Raw genomic sequence first — 17724 nt, 5'->3', positions numbered from 1 at the left:
AGTCACTCTTCGGCCCGCGCAGTTCGGGCAGCCTCGGCGAGCGCCTCGAGCAACCCTTCGTCGACCCGCTGAACATCCGCGACCTCTTTCAGCAGGCAGCCGATCGTCCGCTCGATGTCGACCGTCGAGAGCGGTTCGTCACCGTCTTCGGCCCGTAGTTGCGCGACCGCCCGCGCCCAGTCGAGCGTCTCCGCGACGCCCGGCTGTTTGCGGAACGGCTCCTCCCGAAGTCGCTGGGTAATCGCACACAGCTCCGTCGCGACGGCGCCGTCCAGTTCGGGGACTTTCCGCTCGACGATCGCCCGCTCCTTCTCGAAGTCCGGCGGCTCGAGGTGCAGGTACAGACAGCGCCGTTTCAGCGCGTCGCTCAACCCCCGCGTGCGGTTCGAGGTGATGACGACGATAGGCGGCGTCGTCGCCTGTACGGTCCCCAGTTCGGGGATCGACACCTGAAAGTCAGACAGCACCTCGAGCAACAGCGCTTCGAACTCCTCGTCGGCTCTGTCGACCTCGTCGATGAGCAAGACCGGGGGACGCTCGCCCTCGCTCGAGAGCGCCTGTAACAGCGGGCGTTCCAACAGGTACTCCTCGGTGAACACCGACGAACTCCCGTCGACGCCGGCCTCGTCGGCCTGCACAGCGAGTAACTGCTTCGTGTAGTTCCACTCGTAGAGCGCGTTCTCAGCGGCTAGGCCCTCGTAACACTGCAGCCGTATGAGGTCGGTGTGGAACCCGTCCGCGAGCACTTTCGCGAGTTCGGTCTTGCCCGCGCCGGGATCGCCCTCGACGAGCAGCGGGCGACCGAGTCGGAGCGAAAGCAGGACCGTCGTCACGATGTCGTCTTCGGCGACGTACTCCGTCGATTCGAAGGCCGCTCGAAGCTCGGCCTCGGTCACGTCGCCGAAGCCGTCGCTGTCGCTCTCCGCTTCGAAACCAGTATCGTCGCTCACGTCTCCCACCTCTCGTGCGACCGCTCACGCCGATGTCGAGGCTGGTGGCGAAAGCGCCGATCCGCCGCAGCCTCCGGATCTGGCGCCCCTTCCGACGGTTTCGAACGGACCACCCCTCCGAACCGCGCGCTGGGGATCACGCTGTGACGGTCGCGTCGGCGCGCTCTGCGGCCCGCTCGAGCGCCCGCTTCGTGTACGTTTCGAGGAGGTGCGAGCGGAACTCCGACGACGCCTGAAGGTCGTCCATCATCATCGCTTCCTCGAGATCGTCGGCGGCGCGTTCGGCCGCCGCCGAGACGGCGTCGTCGCTCAGGCGCTCGCCCTCGATCGCGTCTTCGACGGGCTCGAGGCGGACTGCGTGGTCCATCACCCCGTTGGCACCGATGCGGGCGGTCGTGACCGTCCCGTCGTCGACCTGCACCTGGGCGGCGACGCCGACGAGCGCGTACCCCGACGACGGACTGGGCTTTTTCACGTACGCGCCGCTCGTCGCGCCGTCGCCACGGGGCACCTCGATTCGGGTGAGGAGTTCGTCCTCCGCGAGGTCGGTCATGTACATCGCGACGAAGAACTCGTCGGCGTCGATCCGGCGCTCCCCGTCTGGCCCCTCGACGACTAGCGTCAGGTCGCTCGCGATGGCCGCGCCCGGCAGATCTGACGCCGGGTCCGAGTGGGCGAGGTTGCCGCCGATCGTCCCGCGGTTGCGGACCTGCGTGTCGCCGATCTCGCTCGCGGCCTCCGTTAGCACCGTCGCGTCCGCCCAGAGCTCCTCGTCGTCGTCGATCTCGGCGTAGGTCGTCAACGCGCCGATGCTCGTCGCATCGCCGTTTCTGTCGATTCCCTGCATTGACTCGATGTGGCCGATGTCGACGACGACGTCGGGCTTCGCGAGCCCGTTTTTCATCGTCGGGAGCAGGCTGTGACCGCCCGCGAGGACCTCCGCGTCGGGGTACTCCGCCAGCAGATCAAGCGCGTCGTCGACGCTCTCCGCGCGGTGGTAGTCGAACTCGTCCGGGAACATCACTCCTCACCTCCGTTTTCGTGGACGGCCCGCCAGATCTTCTCGTCTTTCAACGGCATGTCGATGTGATCGACGCCGAACGGTTCCAGCGCGTCGACGACGGCGTTGACGACGGCCTGGGGTGCGGCGATCGTGCCGGCCTCGCCGACGCCTTTGACGCCCAGCGGATTGTGCGGCGACGGCGTCACCGTGGAATCGGTCTCCATCTCCGGGATGTGCTCGGCTTTCGGAACGGCGTAGTCCTGCATCGAACCGGTCAGCAGCTGCCCGTTGTCGTCGTACTCCGCACCCTCATAGAGGGCCTGCCCGATACCCTGAGCGACGCCGCCGTGGATCTGTCCCTCGACGATCTTCGGGTTGATCTGATTGCCCACGTCGTCGACGGCGACGTACCGCTCGAACTCGAGCTCGCCGGTGTCCGGATCGACTTCGACGACAGCGGCGTGCATCCCGAACGGGAACACGAAGTTGTCGGGGTCGTAGAAGCTGGTCGCCTCGAGCCCCGGCTCCATCTCTCCGGGCATGTCGTGGGCGAGGTAGGCCTGCTGGGCGATCTCCTGAATGTGCATGGATCGGTCGGGCGCCCCGGCGACGCGGAACTCACCGGCTTCGAACTCGAGGTCGTCCTCGTCGGCCTCGAGCTGGTGAGCAGCGATGGATTTCGCCTTCTCGACGACCTTCCGGGCGCTCTTGACGAGCGAACTCCCGCCGACCGCGGCCGACCGGGAGCCGTAGGTTCCCATGCCGTGTGGAATCTCGTCGGTGTCGCCCTCGACGACGTCCACGTCGTCGTACTCGATGCCGAGTTCGTTGGCGACGATCTGCGCGTAGGTGGTGTCGTGGCCCTGGCCGTGGCCCGACGTGCCACAGAACGCGGTGACGGTTCCGGACGGGTGAAAGCGCACCAGCGACGATTCCCACAGGCCCGCCTGCGCGCCGAGTTGGCCGGCCAGTTCCGACGGTGCGAGCCCGCAGGCCTCGATGTACGCCGAGAAGCCGACGCCGAGATACTTGCCGTCCTCGCGAGCCTCGGCCTGGCGTTCGCGGAAGTCCTCGTAGTCGAGCATCTCGAGGGCCCGATCGAGTGTCTTCTCGTAGTCGCCGCTGTCGTAGACGACCGCGACCTGCGTCTCGTAGGGAAACGCGTCGTCGGGGACGAAGTTCTGTCGTCGGAACTCGGCCGGGTCCATCTCCATCTCGCTTGCGGCGAGGTCGATCAGCCGTTCGACGACGTAGGACGCCTCGGGCCGTCCCGCGCCGCGGTAGGCGTCGACCGGCGGGACGTTCGTGAACGCGCCAGTGACCTCGCAGTGGATCGCCGGGATGTCGTACTGGCCCGACAGGAGGGTACCGTAGAGGTAGGTCGGAACCGCCGGGGCGAACGTCGACAGGTACGCGCCGAGGTTCGCGTCCGTCTCGATTTTCAGCCCGACGATGTCCCCGTCGTCGTCCATCGCGATCTCGCCGTGCGTTTCGTGGCCCCGACCCTGTGCGTCGGTCAGGTAGGTCTCCGAGCGCGTCGCGATCCACTTCACCGGGCGCTCGAGTTGCTTCGCCGTCCACGCCGCCAGCGCCTCGTCCGCGTAGTGGTGGATCTTGCTCCCGAACCCGCCGCCGACGTCCGGCGCGCGGATCTGCAGTTTGTGTTCGGGGTGGTCGATGACCCCCGACATGAGCAGGCGGTGTAAGTGTGGATTCTGGGTGGTCATCGCGACCTCGAGTTCCTCTGTCGACGGGTTGTAGTCCGCGACGGCACCGCGTGGCTCCATCGCGTTCGGAATCAACAGCTGATTCTCGAGGTCGACGCTCGCGGTGTGACTCGCGTCGGCGAAGGCCTGCTCCGTCTTCGTTTCGTCGCCGATTTCCCACTCGAAGGCGGTGTTTCCCGGCGCGTCGTCGTGGAGGTCGGCCGCGCCGTTCAGGGCCGCTCGAGGACTGGTAACCGCCTCGCGGCGCTCGTAGTCGACGTCGATGGCGTCGACGGCGTCGTGGGCGGCGTAGCGCTCCTCGGCGACGACGACGGCGATGGCGTCGCCCTGATAGCGAACTCGATCCCGCGCGAGAATCGGGTGGTCGACCTGCTCTAGGGTGTCGAGCAGCCACCCGACCGGGAGGTTCCCGGGGACGTCGATGTCCTCGGCGGTGAAGACCGCGACGACCTCGTCCATCTCCTCGGCGGCGGCGGTATCGACGTCGTTGATAGCAGCGTGGGCGTGTTGGCTCCGCTTGACCACCATGTGGGCCATCTGCGGCAGCTGAATGTCGTCGGTGTACTCCGCGTCGCCGGTCAGTAGGGCGGGGTCCTCGCGGCGCTCGATGGCCGAGCCGAGGATGTCGGCGGCGTCGACCTCGTCGGGATCGACGGATTCGACGCTCATCTCAATCGTCCCCCCGCGCGGTCGCGCCGTCCATCTGCTCCGCGGCGTTTTCGACCGCGTTGACGATGTTCTGGTAGCCGGTGCACCGACAGAGGTTCCCTTCGAGCGCCTCGCGGATCTCGTCCTCGTCGGGATCGGGGTTCTCCGCGAGCAACTGGGTGGCGGTCATCATCATACCGGGCGTGCAGTAGCCACACTGCAGGCCGTGTTCCTCCTGAAACCCCTCCTGAATGGGGTGGAACTCGCCGTCCTCGGCGAGCCCCTCGACGGTCGTGATCTCCTGTTCGTCGGCCTGAACCGCCAGGACCGTACAGGATTTGGCGGCTTTGCCGTCGATGTGGACGGTACAGGCCCCGCACGTGGTGCTCTCGCAGCCGACGTTCGGGCCGGTGTACTCGAGTTGGTCCCGGAGTGCGTGGACCAGCAACTCCCGCGACTGTACTGTGAGTTCGTGTTCTGTCCCGTTTACCGTGAGTGTGATGTCGTGTGCTGCCATACCTGGGTGTGACCGGTGTGGCGACGAGTCGGCGAGAAGCGACGGAGTCGGTGTTTCGGCCGGACGGCCGGGCTGTGCGAGTCTGGCGTGTTCATGGTGCTATAGTAGATCCTGAATTCGGTCGCGAATACCGCCGCCGTCGTTTTCGTCGGCGACTTCAGTCAGCCGATCCTCGACGTTGCTGAAGAACCGGTTGACGACTCTGTTCGCGACCGGACTGATGACGCGCTGTCCCATCTGTGCGATCGTGCCGAACACGTCGGCTTCGGCGTGCCACTCGATGTCGACGCCCTCGTCGGTCTCGACGAGGGTCATCCCCGAGGCCATCTCGAACGAGGAGTCGCTCGCGCTCCCCTCGCCCGAGGCGTTCATCACCGGGAACTCGCGTTCGTCGATCGTGACGACCGTCTGGAAGCTCGGTTTGACGCTCCCGACGCTGAGCTGGAGCAACGCCGCGTAGTGGGCCCCCTCCTCGAAGGCTCGTTCCGAGATGTCCTCGAGGTCGGCCTCCGGCAGCGTCGCCGGATCGTCGTCGGGTTCGCTCTCCCGACGCGCCTCGAAGTCGACGTCGTCCGGGTCTTCGACTCGAGTCATGAACTGACACCCCGGAAGGCACTGCTTGATCAGTACCGGGTCCGAGAGCGCCAGCCACACCTCCTCCATCGACACGTCCTCGATGGTGAACGTCCCGTCGAACTCCACGATCAGTGCACCCCGATCCGGCTAGTGGCTCTTATTAACGTGGCAAATGTTACCATCCTACTGTGAACAAAGATGGGACCGCTTACATAATAAACCCTAGTGGCGGGACGAGGAACGGATACCAGTACAAAAGTTGATTGCGGAGGTCCTGTTGGAATCCTCTCGTTAGAGGGTTTTAGTGAACGGGACGAGATGTGTAGATATGGACACACTCCAATCGAACGCTGGTACTTTGCGGGAGCGCCGATGGTAGACGTTGCGCTCTCGGTGGCACAACTCGTCTTAGCGCTGATTCTCGTGGTATTAAACGGCTTTTTTGTCGCTGCGGAGTTCGCCTTCGTTCGAATTCGCGGGACGTCGGTCGATCAGCTCGCAGAGGAGGGACGGCCCGGCTCGGGGACGCTCCAGGAAGTGATGACGAATCTCGACAACTATCTCGCCACGACGCAACTCGGTATCACCATCGCCTCACTCGGATTGGGATGGGTCGGCGAACCCGCAGTGGCAGCGCTCATCGAGCCCATACTGGAACCGGCTCTTCCTCCGAATATCATCCATCTCGTCGCGTTCGCAATCGGATTTAGTATCATCACGTTTCTCCACGTCGTCTTCGGTGAACTCGCACCGAAGACCCTCGCAATTGCCAAGACCGAGCGACTCTCGCTGTTCCTCGCCCCGCCCATGAAGGCCTTCTATTACATACTCTATCCGGGAATCGTCGTCTTCAACGGGGCGGCCAACGCCTTCACGCGATCGCTCGGTGTGCCACCCGCTTCCGAAACGGATGAGACGCTCGGTGAGCGGGAGCTCCTTCGGGTACTAACCCGATCCGGCGAGGGCGGAGACATTGACGTGGCAGAAGTGACGATGATCGAGCGCGTCTTCGATCTTGACGACACCGTGGTGCGGGAGGTCATGGTCCCACGACCGGACGTTGTGAGCGTTCCAGCGGATGCCACACTATCCGAGCTTCATTCGATCGTCTTAGAGGCCGGACACACGCGCTATCCGGTTCTTGATGCGAACGACGGTGACCAAGTGATTGGATTCGTAGATGTAAAGGATGTGTTGCGAGCAGAGGTGGACAGTGGGGATGCCGAGACAGTCGGTGACATTACCCGTGAGATTGCCGTCGTCCCGGAGACGATGGCAATTAGCGATCTCCTGATACAATTCAGGGAGGATCGCCAGCAGATGGCCGCAGTCATCGACGAGTGGGGAGCACTCGAGGGGATTGCGACAGTTGAAGATATCGTCGAGGCTCTCGTCGGAGACCTGCGGGACGGGTTCGATCTCGATGAGCGCGAACCCTCGATACGCCAGCGTGACGATGAGGGGTACGACATTGACGGAGGAGTCCAATTGTCGAACGTTACCGATGCTTTGGCTGGGAACTTCGAAAGCGAGGAGGTCGAAACGATCGGTGGACTAGTGCTCGGGCAACTCAACCGCGCGCCAGAACCTGGCGACCGCGTCGAGGTCGACGGTCACGTCATTGAAGTGACGAGCGTCGAGGGAACCCGAATTTCGACGGTATGGGTCCATGAAAAGGATCCCGATGATCCAGCGGTGGATTGAGCAGGATCTCCGATCCCACGATGTACGCAAAGCTTCGCTTTGCTTGACTTTGGACACCACACGAAGTGATATTTACAGGAACAGCCGTGGTGAATCGCTAGACGTAGCTTGATTTCACGGGTTCAGAGATTGCTTGATGTTGTGGGACGCACACATCGAGAAGACGGGCTATAGACAGTCAAGATGCGGCGAACGGCACCGCTGACTCATTGTCCGGGCCACACTGGCGATTCGAGCCGGGAGTGAAGTATATCGAGCTGTCCAGAACCCATCAGGTAGCTGGCGGGGGGCGTTCCTCCGGCTTCTCGCGGTCGTCGGGATCACCGGACCGAAGATCGCGGCCGTACGCGATCACCAGCGCGATCGCGAATCGACAGTGTGTGCGGCCTCGCCGGCACGCTGTTTTCGAACACGACTCGAGGCCGATCCGCTTCCCCAGGTGGCAATCGCCGTCAGTCAGTCGACGCAGTGGCACCGACGGAGGCATCGCTGCTCTCTTTGAGCCGTCCGATCCGCCACCGAAGGGCAAGGACCGTGATCAATCCGACGACGAGCGCCCCGTTCATGACGTAGAGCGCGTTCGTGTAGGTGCCGGTCGACTCGAGGACGAGCGAGGCGACCTGTGGGCCGACGACGCCCGCGACGCCCCACGCGGTGAGGGCGTAGCCGTGGATCGCGCTCACCTCCGCCGTTCCGAAGAGGTCGCTGAGGTACGCCGGGAGGCAGGCGAACCCGCCGCCGTAACACGTGATGACGACGAAGATGGTCACCGCAAGCATCCAGACGCCCGTAAGCTGGGGCATGGCGAAGAAAGCCGCTATCTGGATGACCATGAACGCGCCGTAGGTGTTCGTCCGACCGATGTAGTCGGAGAGCGTCGACCAGGCGATCCGACCGCCGCCGTTGAAGATCCCGATGTAGCCGGTGATGAACGCGGCGGTCGTTGCGGTCGCGCCGCCGATCTGCTGGAGCATCGGCGACGCGTAGGCCAGCAGCATGATCCCCGCGGAGACGTTGATGAAGACGATGAGCCACACCATCCAGAAGCGCGGCGTCGTTCGCGCCTGCGCTGCTGTGAGACTGTCGAGACCCGAGAGCGCGCTCTTTGCCTTCTCGTGTGCGTTCTCCTCGTCTTCCATCCCCTCGGGAAGCCACCCGTCCGGCGGTTTGGCGAGGTAGCTCGCGCCGAGCGACATCAGGACGAAGTACAGCCCGCCCAGGACGAAAAACGTCGTCGCGACGCCGGCGTTCTGTATCAGAAAATTCCCGAGCGGGCCGGTCACCAGCGCACCCGCCCCGAAGCCCATGACCGCGAGTCCGGTCGCCATTCCGCGCCGATCCGGGAACCACTCGACGAGCGTCCCGATGGGGGAGATGTATCCGATCCCCAGTCCCATCCCGCCGACGACGCCGAAGGTGAAAAGGAACAGAGGGAGGCTCCCGAGCCGTATGCTGAGCCCCGAGCCGATCATTCCGAGACCGTACAGGACTGCCGCCGCCAATCCGGCCGCTCGAGGCCCGTACTTCTCGACGTATTTACCGAGGAAGGCGGCGGTCAGCCCGAGCACGAAGATCGCGATCGAGAACGCGAGCGTCACGCTCGAGGTGCTCCAGCCCTGCGTCTCGTTCAGCGGGTTTTGATAGATGCTGTACGCGTATATGCTCCCGATCGACAGGTGGATCGCGATCGCGGACGCTGCGATCAGCCATCGATTCTTGTTGGCTGTTATTGGTGTCATCAATCATTATGGAAAACGAGGTAGAATAAATGACACCATCCATTGCACAAATACCCTATTCCCAAAACTTCATTTGTACCGGCTATTACCAGCACACTGTCTAGTTCTGCACCTCCTCGATCGGCGTCATTCCATCGCTAAGCAGGTCTGGCAACATTTTTAAATAAGGAGTTCAATAACCTGCTCGTTCCTCACACTGGCTCAACTAGACAGTGATATTACTAATATAGCTTCAGTTGTAAGTGATATTACCAGTATAGCTTCAGTTATTGCAGATGTGTCCTACCCCATTAATTTATGATAATGCGTCGCCGTTACTCAAAAAGACGGCATCAAATGACTGCTATCATATCAGGTAACGGACCGGTAATTCGGATTTCCGGTTCTGACCCGGATCAGGATCTTTTGCGTTCGGTTTCAGAAACCGACAGTACAGTCGTGAGCGTCGGATCGACGGGGATAGCGGCTCTGGAACCTCTCCTTGTGGCTACGCGTGCGGGAACCACTGCCTTCTACGAACAGTGTTCGGTCGAACGGCTCGAGGCGGTCGTCTCGAGCGTCGACGAAACCGGCGACGTCGTGTCGGCGGAACCGGACGCCGTGGTCGAGCACGAGCAGAATCCCTCGAGTCTGCCGACCGCGCAGCTACCGGGCCTTCGTGCTGGCGACCGGGAGGTCCTCGGTGCCTGCGGCTGGCGTCGGCCGACCGACCCGGCCGACCACGAGGCTGCGGGAGGGTTCGTCGACTCGAGTCCGGAGACGGTACTGGAGACGGGAGCGACCCTCCGCGGGCGAGGCTGGGGCGACATCTGTCACGACGACCCGGTGGGCGAGACGTGGCGGTCCGTCCGGTCCGGCGACGGCGACAAAGCCGTGGTCGTCAACGCCCACGGGAACCCCGCGGACGCCCTCCTGCTCTCGAGCGCCCCCTTCGACGTGCTCGAGGGGGCTGTTGCGCTCGCTCGCACCGTCGACGCCGAACGGATCGTCGTCTACGCGTCCGCCGACGACGACCGCGCCGTGGAGGGGGTTCGCGAGGCGATCGAAAACTATCCGGACGCGCCGATCGATATCGACGTCGCTACAGGTCCCGCAGCGTACCGGGCGGCCGAGCCGTCGATGGCGATCGAAGCGATCGAAGGCAACCACCGACTCGAGGCTCGGATTCGACCGCCGGGCCTCGACGAGGTCGGACTCTTCGGCCAGCCGACGCTCGTTCACACCCCGCGAACGGTCGCCCACCTCGCGGTGGCACTCAGGACGGGATCCGTCCCGCAAACGCGCCTAGTGACAGTGACGAGCGACGATACGCCCACCGCGACGGTCGAAGTTCCGGAGACGGAGACGCTCGAGACCGCCGTCGACGCCGTCGACGTTTCTGGGACGTTCAAGGCGGCCGCCGTGGGCGGGACGTTCGGCGGCATTACGAGCGATCTGGACGTGGGCGTCGGACCGGACGCGCTGTCGGCCGCCGACCTCGGCACCGAGGGAGTCGTTCACTTGCTCACCGACGACCACTGTGTCGTCGAGTTCGTCGGTCAGCGAACGCAGTATGCCGCCGAGGAAAACTGCGGACGGTGCGTCCCGTGTCGCGAGGGCACGACACAACTCGTCGGGCTCCTGCGAGACGTGTACGAAGGCGAGTACGATACGGATGGAATCGAGGAACTGACCGACGTACTGACGACCTCGAGTCTCTGCTCGTTCGGCGTGCAGGCGGGCCGGCCGGCCCGGACGGCACTCGAGGAGTTCGAATCGGAGTTCGAAGCGCACGCCGAGGGACAGTGTCCGGCCGGCAGCTGTCTCGACCCCGTGGAGGGATGATCACATGAGTTCAGAACGCCAGGAAACAGTCGACGTACCGCCGCTCACAGAGGAAATCGCACCGGGAACCGCGACCGATCCGTCGGTCGGCGGCGACGCGCCCGCGACGGTCACTGTCGACGGCACCGAGGTGTCGGTCGACTCGGGGGCGACGCTGATCGATGCCGTCGAAGCGGTCGAGACCGACGAGTACGTCCCCGCGCTCTGTCACTACGGGCGAGAGGGGATCGGTCCGCGAAGCGAGTGTCGAACCTGCATGGTCGAAACCGACGAACACGGCACCGTTCCGGCCTGTAGCTTCCCCGCCGAGGACGGCCTTACGATACGAACCGACGCGGAGGACGCCTCACAGGCGCGCGATGTCAACCTCGATCTGGTGCTGTCGGATCACAACCTGCGGTGTACGACCTGCGGGAAGAACGGCCGCTGTGAGCTACAGGACGCCGCGATCGAACAGGAGGTCGAGGAACCGCGCTACGGCGTCCTCGACGACCGCGAGGAGTACGAACCGCTCGACGACTCCTCGTCGTTCATTCAGATCGACCGCAACAAGTGCATCCTCTGTAACCGCTGTGTCGAGGCCTGCAACGACGTGCAGGTCGAAGGCGTGCTTCGAATGGAGGGATCGGGCCAGGACACGCGCATCGGCTTCCAGAACGGAGCCGAAACGATGGAAGACTCGACCTGCGTCTCCTGCGGTCACTGTGCGACCGTCTGCCCGACCGGTTCGCTCGTCGAGAAGGGGATCGAAGACGCGACGACGATTCCCCTCCCCGGCTTCACGCAGAAAAACAGCGTCGGCAAGAGCTACGAGAACTCCGGCGCGATCAAGGGGCCGATGACCCCGAAAAAACGGACCGAAGAGACGACCAACGGTGAATCGGCTTCCTCCGCAGAGAGTGGGGCCGACGACACACGCGGGACCGACGACACAGATGACTGGGCGTTCGACCGCGACGGTGATTGGCCATGAGCGACGACTTAGACGGCGTCGCCGGCTACATGGAACGCGCGAAATCTCAGGCGCTCGAGAACGTCGAACACGTCGCCGAGGGGGTCGCCGCCGAAACGCTCCCGGAGGGGAAGCTGTTCGAGATCGCCCAGTCGATCGGCGACAAGCGACTCGAGGAACTGAACGTCGCCGACACGACCTGTGGCTACTGCGCCGTCGGCTGCCGGTTCGACCTCTACTCCGACGGCGAGGAGATCCTCGCTGCGCGCCCGACCGACGAGGAGGACGCGCCGGTCAACGGCATCTCGACGTGCGTGAAAGGCAAGTTCGGCTACGACTTCATCAACTCCGACGACCGGCTGACGACGCCGCTGGTTCGCGACGCGAACGGCGAGTTCCGTGAAGCTACGTGGGACGAGGCGCTCTCGCGGGTGGTCGAGGGACTCGGCTCGATCAAGGACGAACACGGCGGCGAGGCGCTGTCGATGATCGCCTCCTCGAAGGCGACCAACGAGGACAACTACCTGATGGGCAAGTTCGCCCGGCAGGTCCTCGAGACGAACAGCATCGACAACTGCAACCGCCTCTGTCACTCCTCGACGGTGGCGGGGCTCGCCCAGACCTACGGCTACGGCGCGGCGTCGATCAGCACCGAGGACCTCGAGCTCGCAGACTGCATCCTGCTCACGGGCTCGAACACGACGGAGGCGCATCCGGTCCTCGCGACCCGGATCAAACAGAACGTCCGAGACGGGGCCGATCTGGTCGTGTTCGACCCGCGAGAGGTCCAGATCGCCGAGTACGCTACTCAGTACAGCCGCGTCAAACCGGGTTACGACGCTGTCTGGATCAACGGCATCACCCGGTACATCATCGAAAACGACCTCTACGACGAGGAGTTCGTCGCGAACCGAACGACGGGCTTCGAGGACGTCAGAGAGGCCGTCCAGGAGTTCACGCCCGAGCGCGTCGAGGAGGTCACCGGCGTCCCCCACGAGGAGATCGTCTCCGCGGCGGAGACCATCGCCGAGGCCGACAGTTGCGTCTTCGGCTGGACGCTCGGCCTCACCGAACACTCCCACGGGACCGAGAACGTCATCGCGATGGGGAACCTGGCCGCCATCACCGGCAACCTCGGCAAACCCGGCGCGGGCGTCTCGCCGTTCCGCGGCCAGAACAACGTCCAGGGCGGCGGCGGCGACATGGGCCCGCTCCCGGACAACTTCCCCGGCTATCAGGACATCGCCGACGACGAGATCCGCGCGAAGTTCGAGGACGCCTGGGACTGCGAGATATCCCCGGAGTACGGCTACTACACGACCCAGATGTTCCTCGCGGCCGACGACGACGACGTCCGCGGGATGTACATCGTCGGCGAGAACGCGGCGGTGTCGGAACCCGGCGTCAATCACGCCGAGGAGGTCCTCGAGAATCTCGACTTCCTCGTCGTTCAGGACCTCTTCGTCAACGAGACCGCCCAGTACGCAGACGTGGTCCTCCCCGCGTGTTCGTTCGTCGAGAAGACAGGGACGTTCACGAACACGGACCGCACCGTCCAGATGGTCAAGCAAGTGATGGAGCCCAAGGGCGACTCCCGTCCCGACTGGAAGATCCTGCAGGACCTTGCAAACCGGATGGGGCGAGACTGGAACTACGACTCGACGGCCGAGATCATGGAGGAGGTAAACTCCCTGACGCCGCTGTACGGCGGCGTGACCCACGAGCGCGTCGAGGCCGAGGGCGGACTCCAGTGGCCCTGCTGGGACGAGGACCACCCCGGCACCGAACGCCTCTACGAGGAGGAGTTCAACACCGACGACGGAAAGGCGAACCTGCAGGGGATCGGCTACAGCGAACCGGCCGAAACGCCCGACGACGAGTATCCGTTCACGCTTACCACCGGCCGAGTCCTCTACCAGTACCACACGGGGACGATGACCCACCGCGAGGAGGGAATCATGCAGTACATGCCGAGTGACTTCATCGAGATTCACCCCGACACGGCCGCGAACTACGGCATCGAAGGCGGCGACATGGTGACCGTCGAATCCAGGCGCGGCGAGATCGTCGTGCCGGCGCAGGTGACCGACCGGGTCGGCCCGGAGAACGTCTTCGTTCCGATCCACTTCGCCGAGAGCGCTGTGAACCAGCTCACCGACGAGGAGCACTTAGACCCCGCCGCAGCGACGCCGGAGTTCAAAGTCTCGGCCGTCAACATCAGCCCATACGAGGGAGAGTCCGAACCGATTCGAACCCCCGACTTCGAAGCCAGCACGGGTGACGACTGAGATGGCAAAGCCACAGTCTTCCTACCCCGACTCGGCGACGAACGCTGCACGCAAAGAGGAACCCGACACCGGCGGAGAAGCGGCGCTGCAGGAGGCGCTCGAGGCCCACGGTGGGAACCTCGCCGAACTCGTCGAGGGGACCGACGAACTCGACGACGCGCTCACGACCGCAATTTTGATCGCCGCGAGCGCCGACGACGCCGAACTCGACCGGATAACGTCTTCGACGGCGAACCTCATCGAAGCTGCGGACGGCCTCTCGACCGACGAGGCGGCCGAACTGGCGACGGATCTCGGCGAGAACGCCGACGACCTCTCGGCCGCCCTCGAGACCGTCCTCGCCCTCCAGCGAGGGGGCCACCTCGAGGACTTCGCGACGATCGCGACCGGGTTCGGCGACTCGCTCTCCGCGGCGGAGGTCGAGGAACTCTCGTCGACGCTCGAGGCGGACGGCAGCGACATCGTCGAGGCACTGGATGTCGTTCTCGCCCTCCAGCGGGACGGCCACCTCGAGGACCTCGTCGCCCTCGGGGAGACCCTCTCGACCCTCGAGATCGACGACGACACCGCGAGGGGGCTGAACAGCCTTCTCGGAGCCGTCGGTGAGGCGGAGCGAAACGCAAAGCCCGTGGGCGTTCTCGAGTTTTTGAAACAGCTCACGAACCGAGACGTCCGCGCCGGACTCGGGTACGTCGTCGCGATCTTGAAGGCACAAGGGCGCCGCCTTCGAAGACGATAGCAACACCGTGCCCGACCACCAATCGAACGAACCGAACACCGTCTGTCCGCGCTGTGGCGTTGGCTGTCGGTTGCAAGCCGGGCCCAACGGCGTGCGCGCAAACGGCGTCGTCGGGCCGGCCAATCCGAACGGTCGGCTCTGCCGGAAGGGAATCGGCGCACTCGAGACACCGGACGATCGACTCGAGGACCCGCTGATTCGCCAGAACGGCGACTTGCAGCCGGTTTCGTGGCCGACCGCCTACGAGCGGATCGCCGAATCGTTCGAGGAGATACTGGCGGCTCGCGGCCCCGACGCGCTGGCGTTTCTCGGTGCGCCCCACTGTACGAACGAGGAGAACTACCTCCTCCAGAAACTCGCGAGGATCCTCGGGACGAACAACGTCGATAACCGCTCGCGGCTCTGTCACGTCTCGACCACTCGAGCGCTCTCAGAGCGGGTCGGCTGGCCGGCGACGACGAACGGTCTCGAGGACCTCACCGACGCCGACGTGATCGTCGTCGCGGGTGCCAACCCCGCCGAACGACAGCCGATCGCGTTCAACAGCTTCGTTAGGCCGGCGGTCACCGACGGAGCGACGCTCGTTCACGTCGATCCCGTCGGGAACCGGACGACGCGACTCGCCGATATCCATCTAACTCCTCGACCGGGGACTGACGCGCTGGTATTCGATCTGTTGAGCGCGCGAATCGTCGACGACGGGGCGGGAATCGACCGGGAGTTCGTCGAGAATCGGACGCGGGGATTCGAACAGTTCGAAGCGTCTATCACCGACCTCGAGCGCGACGAAACGCGTCTGGCCGCGGGCGTCGAGTCGAGTGCGCTCGAGGAGATCGCGGATCGGATAACGGCTGCAGACCGGGTCGCCGGACTCGTCGGAACCGGTATCGAGAACTCGGCCGGCGAGACGAACGCCTCTGGGGCGCTCCTCAACCTGCTCTTGCTCACGGGGAACCTCGGGCGTCGAGGTGCCGGTCTATACGTCCTGCGCGGGCTCGCCAACGAACAGGGGGCGACGGACGCCGGGTGCGTTCCCGACCGGCTCCCCGGTCACCAACCGGTGACCGATTCGCGAGCCCGCGCTCGAATCGCCTCGGAGTGGGGCGTCGAGCCGCCGTCAACGCCGGGAAAGACGGCGACGGAACTCCTCGAGTCGTTCGGCAACGACGTTCGCGGGGCGCTCGTGGTCGGCGAGAACCCCGGCGTTTCCAAGCGCGACCCGGAGTGGGTTCGCGAACGGCTGGGGGCGCTCGAGACGCTCGTCGTCGTCGAACTGGCCGCCAACGAGACGACCGAGCACGCGGACGTCGTGCTTCCGGCCGCCGCTGGCATCGAAAAGGCAGGGACGTTCACGAACCTCGAGCGGCGCGTCCAGCGGCTCTCACCCATCGCCACGCCGCCAGCGCGAGCGCGGTCGGACTTCAGGATACTCGCCGAACTGGGCGGTCAGTTGACACAGAATCCGAGCGCGTTCGAGTACGAAGACGTATCGGAGGCGTTCGGCGAACTCCGCCGAATCGCACCGCCGTACGCCGGCCTTCGCTACGACGACCTCGGACTCGAGGGCGAGCGGTGGCCGGCGGGTAGCCCCGGCGCGCTCTACCGCGAGACCTTCGAGACCCCGGACGGACGGGCCCAGTTCGGATCGGCCCAGCCGCCGATTGTGCGAGGTTCGACGGACGGGTTCTGGTTGGTGACCGGCGGCCGCTCGAGTGGCTCGCACGACGCGGAGACATCGAGTGAACTCCGCATCAATCCGGCCGACGCCCGCGAAATCGGGGTCGACGCCGACGAGACCGTCGTCGTCTCGAGCGGCGACGTTTCGATCCGCGTCACCGCGCGGCTCGCCGAGAGCGTTCGAGCGGGGACGCTGTACGTTCCCGCGGCGGTCGCCGATCCGTTCCTTCGCCGCGACGTAACCACTGTCTCGGTCGACCCGGCGTGACCCGTCTCGCGTCCGAGTTGGGTGGGCAAGCGGCCGATTTGGGTATGCCCGCGTCCGAGCTGAACGCCGTGGATCGACGGCGAGTGATTTGACTCGGTGGTCCGAGCCGGTTTCGAACTGCTGGGCTCCCAACCACGAACGGTCAGACGGCGAACGTCGATAGCACCCGTACCCGTCGAATTGTGAGACGTTCTCCTTCGACTGATGTAGCTTTCATTGTGTTAGGCTTCCTACTACTATTCGAAACGAAATCACGATGGTATCCGATACCGCTGGCGCGTTCCAAAATCTGGCTCTCGAGCGGTTTGGCGGATCCGTTTCGACCGGATACGACCGATGAGTTTCCTCGAAGTGCTTCCGCTGGTCGTCGTGATGGTCGCGGGACCGCAGTTACTCTCCACGATCTTCCTGGCCACGAGCGAGCGCTGGCGGGCGAACTCGGCGGCCTACGTCTTCGGCGCGGCCCTCTCTATTAGTCTCGTCGTCAGTATCGTCTACTTTCTCGGCAGTAGTGTCGGTGGCGGTGGTGGCGGTCTGCTCGGCTCGAGCGCACACCAGCTACTCTACGTCCTCGTTCTCGTCCTCCTCGTCTACGCGGCGGTCCACACCTACCGAACGCGCGACGTATCCAAACCCCCGAAGTGGATGGGGACGTTGACGAGTGCGACGCCCCGGTTCTCGTTCCGTCTGGGATTTCTCTTGCTGGGATTTTTTCCGACCGACGTGGTCACGTCGGTCAGCGTCGGCACCTACCTCGCGGCGAACGACGACCCGGTGACCGACGCGGCGGGGTTCGTCCTGCTCACGCTTCTCGTTCTGGCGCTTCCGGCCCTCGCCGTTTTCGCACTCGGCGAGCGCGCGGAAGCCGTGCTTCCCCGGATTCGCGACTGGATGAACGACAACTCGTGGCTCGTCTCCGAGGCCGTGATCGGGCTCTTTTTCGTCATGACCCTGCGGAACCTGTTCTGACCTCGATCCTGCTGTCGACGGCTTTTTCGAGTTCGTTCGACACCACGAGATACGCACTCGGTCTGTACCCTTCCCGGGTCGTTACGTGTCGTCGGTGAACAGGAGGTCTTCGAACGCGGTCTCGAGGATCGCATCGGGATTCA

General features: G+C 64.4%; 13 protein-coding genes. 7 read left to right on the top strand and 6 right to left on the bottom strand.

All coding sequences use genetic code 11. The features are described 5' to 3' along the window. Positions 1 to 2 precede the first annotated feature (2 nt). The 5 genes from BM348_RS14315 to BM348_RS14295 form a co-directional block, all read right to left on the bottom strand. Positions 3 to 950, bottom strand: coding sequence for an AAA family ATPase (locus tag BM348_RS14315; RefSeq protein WP_092906376.1), 948 nt, complete (start codon positions 948 to 950; stop codon positions 3 to 5). A gap of 136 nt (positions 951 to 1086) precedes the next feature. Next, positions 1087 to 1971, bottom strand: coding sequence for an FAD binding domain-containing protein (locus tag BM348_RS14310; protein ID WP_092905741.1), 885 nt, complete (start codon positions 1969 to 1971; stop codon positions 1087 to 1089). Next, on the bottom strand, positions 1971 to 4349 hold the full coding sequence (locus BM348_RS14305; RefSeq protein WP_092905739.1) for a xanthine dehydrogenase family protein molybdopterin-binding subunit: 2379 nt from the start codon (positions 4347 to 4349) through the stop codon (positions 1971 to 1973). Before BM348_RS14305 ends, BM348_RS14310 begins: the two co-directional genes overlap by 1 nt. 1 nt (position 4350) lies before the next feature. Then, the gene (locus tag BM348_RS14300) at positions 4351 to 4845 is read right to left on the bottom strand and encodes a (2Fe-2S)-binding protein (protein WP_092905737.1); all 495 of its coding nucleotides are present in this window, start codon (positions 4843 to 4845) and stop codon (positions 4351 to 4353) included. Between the two features lie 99 nt (positions 4846 to 4944). Then, on the bottom strand, positions 4945 to 5547 hold the full coding sequence (locus BM348_RS14295) for a CoxG family protein (RefSeq protein ID WP_092905735.1): 603 nt from the start codon (positions 5545 to 5547) through the stop codon (positions 4945 to 4947). A 246-nt stretch (positions 5548 to 5793) separates the two neighbouring features. On the opposite strand from BM348_RS14295, the gene BM348_RS14290 reads away from it, so the two are divergent. Next, a complete protein-coding gene (locus BM348_RS14290; protein WP_092905733.1) occupies positions 5794 to 7125 on the top strand; it encodes a hemolysin family protein in 1332 nt (443 codons plus the stop codon). A 452-nt stretch (positions 7126 to 7577) separates the two neighbouring features. On the opposite strand, the gene BM348_RS14285 is transcribed toward BM348_RS14290, so the two are convergent. After that, entirely contained in the window at positions 7578 to 8864 is a 1287-nt protein-coding gene (locus BM348_RS14285; protein ID WP_092905731.1) for an L-lactate MFS transporter, read from the bottom strand. A gap of 483 nt (positions 8865 to 9347) precedes the next feature. On the opposite strand from BM348_RS14285, the gene BM348_RS14280 reads away from it, so the two are divergent. The 6 genes from BM348_RS14280 (at position 9348) to BM348_RS14255 (ending at position 17581) form a co-directional block, all read left to right on the top strand. Next, positions 9348 to 10688, top strand: a complete 1341-nt coding sequence (locus BM348_RS14280; RefSeq protein WP_245779466.1) for an NADH-ubiquinone oxidoreductase-F iron-sulfur binding region domain-containing protein — start codon at positions 9348 to 9350, stop codon at positions 10686 to 10688. Between the two features lie 4 nt (positions 10689 to 10692). Then, the gene (locus tag BM348_RS22435) at positions 10693 to 11661 is read left to right on the top strand and encodes a 2Fe-2S iron-sulfur cluster-binding protein (RefSeq protein WP_092905727.1); all 969 of its coding nucleotides are present in this window, start codon (positions 10693 to 10695) and stop codon (positions 11659 to 11661) included. Beyond that, positions 11658 to 13928, top strand: coding sequence for a formate dehydrogenase subunit alpha (gene fdhF, locus BM348_RS14270; RefSeq protein ID WP_175507198.1), 2271 nt, complete (start codon positions 11658 to 11660; stop codon positions 13926 to 13928). The genes BM348_RS22435 and fdhF overlap by 4 nt, the downstream gene beginning before the upstream one ends. A gap of 1 nt (position 13929) precedes the next feature. Then, the gene (locus tag BM348_RS14265; RefSeq protein WP_092905724.1) at positions 13930 to 14667 is read left to right on the top strand and encodes a DUF1641 domain-containing protein; all 738 of its coding nucleotides are present in this window, start codon (positions 13930 to 13932) and stop codon (positions 14665 to 14667) included. A gap of 7 nt (positions 14668 to 14674) precedes the next feature. Beyond that, positions 14675 to 16612 carry a molybdopterin oxidoreductase family protein gene (locus BM348_RS14260; protein ID WP_092905722.1) on the top strand — a complete coding sequence of 646 codons (1938 nt, stop codon included), beginning with the start codon at positions 14675 to 14677 and terminating at the stop codon, positions 16610 to 16612. 336 nt (positions 16613 to 16948) lie between these two features. Next, positions 16949 to 17581: a GAP family protein gene (locus BM348_RS14255; protein ID WP_092905720.1), complete on the top strand. Its 633-nt coding sequence runs from the start codon at positions 16949 to 16951 to the stop codon at positions 17579 to 17581. The last annotated feature ends 143 nt before the right edge of the window (positions 17582 to 17724 follow it).

The sequence above is a fragment of the Halostagnicola kamekurae genome (assembly GCF_900116205.1).
GTDB classification, from domain to species: domain Archaea; phylum Halobacteriota; class Halobacteria; order Halobacteriales; family Natrialbaceae; genus Halostagnicola; species Halostagnicola kamekurae.
The sequence above is the reverse complement of the archived record's forward strand: the minus strand, read 5'-3'. Positions and strand labels throughout refer to the sequence as shown.

Excerpts from the sequence above, each read along its gene's own strand:
- BM348_RS14310 (WP_092905741.1), bottom strand. The coding sequence starts at position 1,971 with ATGTTCCCGGACGAGTTCGACTACCACCGCGCGGAGAGCGTCGACGAC.
- BM348_RS14305 (WP_092905739.1), bottom strand. The coding sequence starts at position 4,349 with ATGAGCGTCGAATCCGTCGATCCCGACGAGGTCGACGCCGCCGACATC.
- BM348_RS14300 (WP_092905737.1), bottom strand. The coding sequence starts at position 4,845 with ATGGCAGCACACGACATCACACTCACGGTAAACGGGACAGAACACGAA.
- BM348_RS14290 (WP_092905733.1), top strand. The coding sequence starts at position 5,794 with ATGGTAGACGTTGCGCTCTCGGTGGCACAACTCGTCTTAGCGCTGATT.
- BM348_RS14285 (WP_092905731.1), bottom strand. The coding sequence starts at position 8,864 with ATGACACCAATAACAGCCAACAAGAATCGATGGCTGATCGCAGCGTCC.
- BM348_RS22435 (WP_092905727.1), top strand. The coding sequence starts at position 10,693 with ATGAGTTCAGAACGCCAGGAAACAGTCGACGTACCGCCGCTCACAGAG.
- fdhF (WP_175507198.1), top strand. The coding sequence starts at position 11,658 with ATGAGCGACGACTTAGACGGCGTCGCCGGCTACATGGAACGCGCGAAA.
- BM348_RS14265 (WP_092905724.1), top strand. The coding sequence starts at position 13,930 with ATGGCAAAGCCACAGTCTTCCTACCCCGACTCGGCGACGAACGCTGCA.
- BM348_RS14255 (WP_092905720.1), top strand. The coding sequence starts at position 16,949 with ATGAGTTTCCTCGAAGTGCTTCCGCTGGTCGTCGTGATGGTCGCGGGA.